Below are 8,515 nucleotides of genomic sequence, written 5' to 3'. Positions count from 1 at the left end.
TATAGTTATAGTCGTTTTCCTGCAGGAGATTTGTACGCTTGTATCTTTCCTTTATCATGTTGTTTTCTCCAAATGTCAGTCAAGCATCGCAACAAATTCCGCGATGCGCCCCAGCCCCTTTTCGATGTTTTCACGCGAAATCGCATAGGACAGGCGGACAAAATCATCCGCGCCGAATGCCGCACCCGGAATGACTGCCGTCAGCTTTTTCTCCAGCAGCTTTTCTGCAAAATCCACCGAGCCTTTGATCTCTTCGCCGTCAAGCTTACGTCCTTTTATATCTGAAATATTGAGCATCACATAAAACGCGCCCATGGGCGTCACGCACGAAAGACCGTCGATCTTGTTGATCATTTCCACCATCATCTTGCGGCGCGCATTAAATTCTTCGCGCATCGCGATGATCTCGTCACGCGGTCCTGTGAGTGCAGCGATCCCCGCAAACTGCGCGATCGAACACGGGTTGGACGTTGCGTGGCTCTGGTAGCTTCCCATCACTTTTGCGATATCCGCTCTGCTTGCCGTATAGCCGATGCGCCAGCCGGTCATGGCGTATGTCTTGGAAAGCCCGTTGACAAGGATCGTACGCTCGTATGCATCCTCGCTGATCGCCGCGATGCTCGTATGCTTGTTATCATCGTAGACCAGCTCGTCGTATATCTCGTCCGATACGATGAAGAAATCATGCTTTTTCGCAACTGCTGCGATGTCTTCAAGCGTCTTTTGGGAATAGATACATCCGCACGGGTTTGACGGGTTGTTGACGATGATCGCCTTGGTCTTTTGTGTGACCGCCGCCTCAATGTCCTTTGCAAGCGGCTCGAAATTATTGCATTCATGCGCGCCGACATACACGGGCACGCCATCTGCCATCTTGATAAGCTCCGGATAGGTGAGCCAGTAGGGCGTAATGACGATCACTTCGTCGCCCGGATTGAGGATCGCCTGGAACACATTGAACAGGGAGTGCTTGGCTCCGTTAGAGATCACGATCTGTGCCGGGTCATAAGAAAGTCCATGCTTTTTCAGATCCTTGCATACTGCTTTTTTGAGCTCCACCGTTCCCGACGCCGGTGTATATTTTGTCATGCCGATCTTCAGCGCTTCGATCGCCGCATCCTTGATGTGCTGCGGGGTGTCAAAGTCTGGCTCGCCCGCGCCAAAACCCACCACGTCGAGTCCGCGTTTTTTCATATCCTTCGCCATCGCCGTGATTTTAAGCGTCAGCGACGGCGAAATTGCAAGTGCTTTTTCTGAAAGTTGCATTTTGTACCTCCGGTAAATAACATTATCAATCTTATATAAATGCGCTTACGCGCACTTGTATTGCACTGTTAGCATATCTATTCTAATACAATCCAAGACTGAAAGCAAGTATTATTATTACCCTAAAATGCAAATTTCAAATAAAAATTTTTCGTTTTTGTGTTTCACACGAACATCTTGATTTTCCCGTCCCTAAAATGATACAATAATAGTATTATCGAAACCTAAAATACAATAGATTGGAGACCAAACAGATGGCAGATTATGCGATTACATGCAGCTCCACTGCTGACCTCCCTACCGAATTTGCTAAGGAGCATGATATTACCGTTCTACCCTACCAGTTTTTTATGGACGGAAAAGAGTATTATGACGACCAAGGCGTTTCTATTACGACCCACGATTTTTATGAAAAGGTGCGCGCAGGCTCTATGCCTACCACGTCGATGGTAAACGCAGACCGATATATCGCGTTTTTTACGCCGTTTTTGGAAGCGGGCAAGGACGTCCTGCATCTCGAGTTTTCTTCCGGTCTGTCAGGCTCTTTTGACAACGCGGTCATGGTTGCAGAGCAGCTGATGCAAAAATATCCGGGACGTACGGTCAAGGTTGTCGATTCCCTTTCGGCTTCACGTGGTTATGGGCTGTTCGTGCATCTCGTTATGCTGAAAAAAGAAGAAGGCGCGACGCTTGAAGAAGCGTATACCTATGCAGAGGAACTGAAGTGGAAGATCACGCATTGGTTTGCCGTAGACAGCTTGGAACATCTGCGCCGCGGCGGCAGGGTTTCGCGCGCCAGCGCGTTTTTAGGAACGATGTTAAACATCAAGCCTGTGCTTGCTTTCAATAACGAAGGAAAGATTATTCCGATCGAAAAAATACGCGGACGCAAAAAATCGCTGATCGAATTGGTCAATAAAATGGAAGAGGATATCGGCGATCCTGACGGTCAGATTATTTACGTCGGACATGCCGCTTGCCCAGAAGACGCAGAATTTGTGATCGAGCTGATTCGCGAACGATTCCCCTCTGTCAAGGATATCCTGCTGAATTACACCGGCCCTGTGATCGGTGCGCATTCCGGCCCGGGAACGGTTAATGTCCACTACGTTGGCAAACAGCGTGTAGATACCAAATTCAAATAAGCTGTTCGATCAAAAAGGCGCCGGATAACCAGCGCCTTTTTTGTATCCTGTTTTTTATTTCATGCTTTCCTGTTTTCTCTTCTTATAATACGGAAACAAATAGGAATACCCCTCCACTTCCATATCAGCTTCGGGAATAAAACGGATCGACGCGCCATTGATGCAGTACCGTAGTCCGCCGCGTTCCTGCGGCCCATCGTCAAACACGTGCCCCAGATGAAAATCCCCGGCGGCGCTCCTGACCTCTGTGCGTATCATTCCGTGTGATAAATCCCTGCGCGTGACGACAAAATCTTCACTGATCGGACAGGAGAAACTTGGCCAGCCGCATTCGGATGGGAATTTATCGAACGACGTAAAGAGCGGCTGACCCGTTACGGCGTCCACATAAATCCCCTCATGGTCGTTCTCCCAATATTCACTGGTGTACGGATGCTCTGTGCCATCCTCGCACATCACGTAATATTGTTCTTCATTCAGCCTGCTGCGCAGTTCTTCCTCCGAAGGTCTCTTATACTCGGGCATACTCTGGCTCGTAGGTTCCTGCATAGTTGAACGCCTCCTTTCCAATATGGCAATATCCAGTCGGATACTTGTCGAGATATTTCTGATGATATTCTTCCGCCGTATAATAATTTTTGAGCGGCATGATCTCTGTCACGATCGGCTGTTCATACTTTTCCTGTTCCTTTGCCGCATATGCGCGGATCGTTTCTTCATCCGCCTCATCCAAATAATAGATGCCCGTGCGGTATTGCTGTCCGACATCGTTTCCCTGCCTGTCCGTTACGGTAGGGTCTATCACGTGAAAATACAAGTGAAGCACATCCGTAAGGCCAAGCTTTGTTTCATCGTAGCGCAGGCGGATCGCTTCTGCAAAACCCGTGTCGCCACAGCAAACCTGTACATAGCTCGGATTGTGCGCCGTACCATTTACATAGCCGGTCTGTGTCTCGAGCACGCCTACCACGCAGTCAAAATATTTTTGCAGACCCCAAAAGCATCCTCCGGCCAGATAAATCTCTTTCATTCGGTGTCCCTTCTTCCCCCATAATACATGTCATATATTATATAACCCACTCTTCGAAAAGTTATGTACGGAATATTAACTTTTTTTAAAGCTTTCCCTGAAAGATTTGACACATCCGGTGAATACAGATAAACTCTTACATAGAAATCAGAGGAGATCATACATGAGAAAGCTTATTTGCATTTTACTGACACTCGTCATCGTGCTATCCTGCGCGACGGCGTTTGCTGCGCCCGAGTCTTCTTCGGGCAGTTCTTATACGGTTACGGTGAAGGCCGAGACCGAAGGCACGGGTACCGTGACCGGCGGCGGCACTTATTCTGCCGGAAAAAACGCAGCCCTCAATGCGAGTCCTGCGGAAGGATATATTTTTGCGGGTTGGTTCAAAGAAGGGGATATGACCACTCCCGTTAGCACAACGCCAGAGTTCACCTATTCGCTGGAGCAAGACCGTACGTTTATCGCACGGTTCGATAAAAAATATACCGTTGCCCTGTCCTCCGACCCGGAGGGCGGCGGAACCGTTTCCCAGAGCGGAAGCGGAGAATATATGCAGAACGATTCTGTCACGGTAACGGCACAGCCAGCCGATAACTATACGTTCATCGGCTGGTTTGACGCCGGCTCCCCTTCTGCGGATCCAATCAGCGCCGAAGCTTCCTATACGTTTGAGATGCAAACCGATATGCAGCTTGTCGCGAGGTTTTCCGCGAGCTACACACTCGACCTGACAGTGAGTCCGCAGGAAGGCGGCAGCGTTTCGGGCGGCGGTAATTTTTCGGGCGGCAGCGTTGTTACCGTTACCGCGACACCCGCAGATGGATACCGGTTTGCGGGCTGGTATGACATCGGCTCTCCCGGCAAGATCATCAGTACCGAGGAAAGCTACAACCTAAATCTTGACGAAAACCGTAGCTTGGGCGCGCTTTTTGAGCGCAGCTATGGTTATACGATCCTGTGGATATTGATCTGGATCGGCGTTGGCTTTGCGGTCTTTGTGATCATTATGCGGATCATCCGCCGCGTGCGCATCGTTAGGCGCACAAAGCGCAGGAATTACAGCCGGCGCCCACGCAGATAAATATAAATAAATGAAGAACGGCTGATGCAATCGCATCGGCCGTTTTTGTTTTCGGCAATCTCCAGTCACACTTTTCTCAAAAATACGTTGATTCTGTCTGTTTGTGTGACCGTAAGTGTGACCACATTATTTTATACTATAAACAAGAAATGAAAAACAGGAGAGCAAGTAAAATGGAAACCAAAAACAACGTCAATACTAAAAAGAAGAAAGCGATCATCATCATTTCTCTTATATTGTGCGTTTTGTTGTGTGTAAGCCCTGTTGCTTTCAGTCACTCCGCGTATGTTGATGAGAACAGCGATGGCCAGACTGTAGAAATCAAGGACGGCCCTACGCCTCTCGCGGCGGGCAGCCCTCAGGATGCGGATCAGGCAGAACAGGCGGCATCACCCGCCACCCCTGTACGCGAAGAACTGACGCAGGTAACACAGGCCGTTCCGGTAAACGGGCAGCCTGTTGTCCGCGACAACAACGATACAGTCACAGACCCCGGTACACCGGACGCACCCATAGTTGTTCCTGACCAACCGGTCACCGAGCCGAATACGCCGGTCGTTGATCCGGACGAGCCTGTTGTCGATCCTGATGCCCCGATCGTTGATCCGGACGAGCCCGCTGTCGATCCTGATGCCCCGGTCGTTGATCCGGATGCCCCAAGTGGCACTAACACAGAGATCACGCTTGCTTATGCACAGCGCGTGATAGACGGGTACAGTGCCTGTTCTACAGATAAGGAACGCCAGGAATATTTTGGGATCACAAACAACAATTTTTCAAATGACACCTTCCGCGACAAGCTGCAGGAAATGATGGGCGCCCCGCTTCCGCTGGAAAACAATATAACCGGACAAGCCGCTTATTGCAGTGATTTGACTTTGTACCTGCACGTATATTTTGTAAAGGACGGAAGCGCAAGAACGCCTGTGATCTATGCAACGGCAACGGGCGCGGCCAACGGCTCCGGCCGCTGGGAAGCCTGGATGATCTATATGAGCGGTACATGGTACGAAAGTCAGAAGACCCATGAGTACAACGGCTCTCACCAGCCGACCGGTATCTCCTCCTTTAACAACAGGAGTATCCCGGAAATTTCAGCAATGCTAAACGATGCTGCACAGTTCCTGCCTCTTGGTACAACGCCTGTCGAAGCAGAAGAACCTGTCGTAGAAGAATTGACCGTAACAGAAAACGCCATTGCGGATGTTCCTGAGGCCATAGCTACGCCACAAGATCTGGTTGTCCCGACTGAACCGCTAAGTGACGCCGAGCCACAGCCCGCCGACAGTACGCCTGTCGAACCGGCTCCGGCGGTCATACCGGAAACGATCATTCTGCCGCAGGAAGAACTGGCTGCCGAATAAACAATAATCATCAAGCCCCGGAAAAATTCCGGGGCTTTTTTGTTTGTATTGACAATACCTTTTACCTTGTGTAATATTGAATTATAATTCAATGAATGGATGTTCAATATATGAATAAACGTAAAGAACAAAAAGAACAGCGCCGTATGCAAATTTTAGAAGTTGCGCTCGATCTTTTTATCCACAAAGGTTATGCCGCGACAAAGATCAGCGATATTGCGGAGGCCGCCGACATGAGCACCGGCTTACTGTTTCATTACTTTTCTTCCAAAGAGCACTTATATGAGGAGCTGATGAAGATCGGCGTGAGCGGTCCTGAATCCCTCACGGCTCAGCTCAGTGGACTGGCTCCGCTTGCCTTCTTCGAGCAGATGTGCTCCCAGATTTTTGCCGGTATTGTACGCGATCCGTTTACTGCGAAAATGTTTGTGCTTATGACGCAAGCTTTTTCCAGTGCGGCAACCCCCGATCATATCCAAAAAACGATCCAACGGATCAATTATTACGAGCTTTCCGTGCCCATGATTGCAGCGGGACAAAAGGAGGGCACGATCCGCGATGGCGATCCGCTCGCCCTCTCTGTTGCATATTGGACTGCAATACAGGGCGTTGCGCAGGCCGTCGCGCTTTACAGCATGCCCTGCGCGCACAGCGAATGGATCGTAGATATTATAAGGAGAAAACCATGAAAAATGTAACGGTTATCGGCGGCGGTATCGCCGGACTTTCCGCAGGCATCTATGCGTGCCGCAGCGGCTTTGAAGCAACGATCCTTGAAATGCATACCATCCCCGGCGGCAACTCGACCAGCTGGAAAAGAAAAGGTTATTTTTTCGAGGGTGGTCTTCATTGGCTGGTCGGCTCCTCTGCTAAAGCACCGCTCAACCGGCTGTGGCGTGAGACAGGCGCGCTCGATGAAGCTACGCCTGTCTACAACCGCGATCCTTTTCTTACGTACCTTGATGGCAATACGGAAATCTGTTTGTACCGCAACGCGGATAAGCTTGAGCAGCATTTGCTGTCTGTCTCGCCGCAGGATGCAAAAATGATCCGCTCCCTGTGTAAGGACATCCGTAAATTTGGCAAAATGGCTATGCCTATCATGGATATAAAGGGCGTGCAGGTCAAGCGCAAGAGCGCTCCGCCCCTTTCTATGATGTTTTCAATGATGTCTGCATTGCCGCGCATGAATGCGCTTTCCAAGCTGTCCTGTGGGGAATACGTTGCACAGTTCAAGCATCCCGGCCTGCGCACTGTACTGCAAAATATTGTAGGCAGCGAAGCGTTTGCCGCGAATTCGATCCACTTTACATTGGGCGGTCTATCGGTAGGCGACGCAGGATATCCTGAAGGGGGCTCGCTTGCTATGGCGCAGCGCATGGCTGACCGTTTTACAGCATTGGGCGGAGATATCCGTTACAGCACGCGCGTCGAGCGTGTAGTCACAGACAACGGACGTGTGACTGGTGTTATCGTCAATGGAGAAAAGCTGCAAGCAGATGCAGTCATTGTGACGGCGGATGCTATGAGCGCAGTGGATACCTTGTTTGAGGCTCCGCTTCACGAACCGTGGATGGATGAAATGCGCAAAAGAACAAAGCCCATATTGGATACCTTCCTGTGTCTGGGGGCTGAAGCCAATCTGTCTTCCCTGCCAGAAAACCTCATTCTTCCATTGGAGGAGTCCATCGAATTTGCTGGTGAGAAGCTGCATGTTTTAGGACTCAACAACTACGCAGGTTTTGCAGGCTATGCGCCTGACGGCTGCACTGCGCTTACATCAACTACGCAGGTTTTGCAGGCTATGCGCCTGACGGCTGCACTGCGCTTACATCTGCATTCATTGCCAATGACGATACTTATGCCTACTGGAAGCAGGCAAAGCAGGACGGGACATATGACGCAAAAAAACAGCAGCTCGCAGAAGCGGTTATGGATCGCTTAGGCAAGAGGTTTCCACAATTAAAAGATAAATTTGTGGCATGGGACGTCGCAACGCCACTCACTTATGAACGCTATTGCGGTACCTACAAAGGGTCGTGGATGACGATCATGGAAGCAAACAAGCCGCAGGCAAATTATCCGTTGAAATCGGAAGCCATAACCGGTCTTTATTTTGCCGGCCAACGCATGCAGGCGCCCGGCGGCGTTCCTGTCGCCGTATCGACAGGCAGGGGCGCTGTGCAGCATCTTTGTAAAGATACCAATACAATATTCGAATGTAATACCTGATCACAACAAAAAAGGCCGTCCGCGAGAACCCGGACGACCTTTTTTCATGCCACGTAAAAAGCCCTTAAGCTTTGCGCAAAAGGACCCCTCACATAGAATATTATTGAAAAATAGAATCCGGCAGCTACCTATCCTCCCACACCGTTACCAGTGCAGTACTTTCGGCGTATATGGGCTTAACTTCTGTGTTCGGAATGGGAACAGGTGGATCCCCATAGCTATCGCCACCGGAAATTGTATAAACTTGTCAAATGTGCAGCGAAGCACACTCAAAACTGTATAGTAGTAGCAGACAAAGGAATGTCTTAAGAAATTTAGACTGTTGTAATCAACTCTCGTTGATCAAGCCCTCGACCTATTAGTATCGGTCAGCTTAATACATTACTGCACTTACACC

At 49.8% G+C, this 8,515-nt stretch carries 9 protein-coding genes and 1 rRNA gene; 6 read left to right on the top strand and 4 right to left on the bottom strand.

All coding sequences use genetic code 11. The features are described 5' to 3' along the window. Positions 1-75: 75 nt before the first annotated feature. Entirely contained in the window at positions 76-1,266 is a 1,191-nt protein-coding gene (locus VB081_RS06055; protein ID WP_323399932.1) for a pyridoxal phosphate-dependent aminotransferase, read from the bottom strand. 254 nt (positions 1,267-1,520) lie between these two features. Here VB081_RS06055 and VB081_RS06050 point away from each other — a divergent pair, with 254 nt between their 5' ends. After that, positions 1,521-2,411: a DegV family protein gene (locus VB081_RS06050; protein ID WP_323399931.1), complete on the top strand. Its 891-nt coding sequence runs from the start codon at positions 1,521-1,523 to the stop codon at positions 2,409-2,411. 54 nt (positions 2,412-2,465) lie between these two features. On the opposite strand, the gene msrB is transcribed toward VB081_RS06050, so the two are convergent. Together msrB and msrA are read right to left on the bottom strand one after the other, a co-directional pair. Further along, complete coding sequence (gene msrB, locus VB081_RS06045) at positions 2,466-2,960, bottom strand: peptide-methionine (R)-S-oxide reductase MsrB (protein ID WP_323399930.1); 495 nt, start codon at positions 2,958-2,960, stop codon at positions 2,466-2,468. After that, the gene (gene msrA, locus VB081_RS06040; protein ID WP_323399929.1) at positions 2,923-3,441 is read right to left on the bottom strand and encodes a peptide-methionine (S)-S-oxide reductase MsrA; all 519 of its coding nucleotides are present in this window, start codon (positions 3,439-3,441) and stop codon (positions 2,923-2,925) included. Before msrA ends, msrB begins: the two co-directional genes overlap by 38 nt. Before the next feature lie 163 nt (positions 3,442-3,604). Here msrA and VB081_RS06035 point away from each other — a divergent pair, with 163 nt between their 5' ends. The 5 genes from VB081_RS06035 (at position 3,605) to VB081_RS06015 (ending at position 8,118) form a co-directional block, all read left to right on the top strand. Continuing rightward, positions 3,605-4,522 (top strand): InlB B-repeat-containing protein, encoded by a 918-nt coding sequence (locus tag VB081_RS06035; protein ID WP_323399928.1) that lies wholly within the window; start codon positions 3,605-3,607, stop codon positions 4,520-4,522. A gap of 173 nt (positions 4,523-4,695) precedes the next feature. Next, complete coding sequence (locus VB081_RS06030; protein ID WP_323399927.1) at positions 4,696-5,886, top strand: hypothetical protein; 1,191 nt, start codon at positions 4,696-4,698, stop codon at positions 5,884-5,886. Between the two features lie 110 nt (positions 5,887-5,996). Then, positions 5,997-6,575, top strand: a complete 579-nt coding sequence (locus VB081_RS06025) for a TetR/AcrR family transcriptional regulator (RefSeq protein WP_323399926.1) — start codon at positions 5,997-5,999, stop codon at positions 6,573-6,575. Further along, positions 6,572-7,831: a phytoene desaturase family protein gene (locus VB081_RS06020; RefSeq protein WP_323399925.1), complete on the top strand. Its 1,260-nt coding sequence runs from the start codon at positions 6,572-6,574 to the stop codon at positions 7,829-7,831. The genes VB081_RS06025 and VB081_RS06020 overlap by 4 nt, the downstream gene beginning before the upstream one ends. Further along, positions 7,729-8,118, top strand: coding sequence for a hypothetical protein (locus VB081_RS06015; protein WP_323399933.1), 390 nt, complete (start codon positions 7,729-7,731; stop codon positions 8,116-8,118). Before VB081_RS06020 ends, VB081_RS06015 begins: the two co-directional genes overlap by 103 nt. Positions 8,119-8,233: 115 nt before the next feature. On the opposite strand, the gene rrf is transcribed toward VB081_RS06015, so the two are convergent. After that, positions 8,234-8,350: ribosomal RNA gene (rrf, locus tag VB081_RS06010) — 5S ribosomal RNA — on the bottom strand. Positions 8,351-8,515: the final 165 nt, after the last annotated feature.

It is taken from the genome of Christensenella sp., assembly GCF_034927525.1.
Classification (GTDB): Bacteria; Bacillota; Clostridia; order Christensenellales; family Christensenellaceae; genus Christensenella.
The sequence above is the reverse complement of the archived record's forward strand: the minus strand, read 5'-3'. Positions and strand labels throughout refer to the sequence as shown.